The following is a 554-nucleotide window of genomic DNA, read 5'->3' on the forward strand; positions in this document are numbered from 1 at the left end:
GGAGGAACGCGCCCGCCTTGCCGCCCTCGCCCGTTAGGCTCCACCGTCTCTTCCTGGACGCCAACGTCCTCTTCGCCGCTTGCTGGCAAGAGGGGCGGGCACGAGCCCTTTTGGAGCTGGCGCCCAGGGCCAAGGTCCTCCTCCTCACCTCCCCCCACGCCCTGGAGGAGGCCCGGCGCAACCTGGAAGCCAAGCGGCCCGAGGCCCTGGACTGCCTCCAGCGGATACGGGAAGGGGTGCAAATGGTCCCCGAGGCCCCGATGGCGTTGGTGCGGAAAGCGCTGGCGGAAGGCCTACCCCTCAAGGATGCTCCCATCCTGGCGGCTGCCTGGAGCGCCGGCGCCGAGGCCCTGGTGACCGGGGACCAGCGCCACTTTGGGCCCCTCATGGGGAGAAGGGTGAGGGGGCTCTGGGTGGTTTCGCTGGCGGAGGCCCTGGCGGGGGTGATGGACCTCTTGGAGGGCAAGGGTTAGGCTCATAGTTAGGCTCATAGTTAGGCTCATAGAGGATTGAAACGCTCCGGGAGTGAAGGCCAGCACCTGGCCCGATAGGGG

The 554-nt window shown here is 68.2% G+C and carries 1 protein-coding gene; it reads left to right on the top strand.

Annotated features, from left to right (window positions below; genetic code table 11):
* On the top strand, positions 1-473 hold a 473-nt coding region (locus AC01Y6_RS11150), incomplete at its 5' end, for a PIN domain-containing protein (RefSeq protein WP_476671598.1).
* Positions 474-554 lie beyond the last annotated feature (81 nt).

Source organism: Thermus sp. (assembly GCF_056332225.1).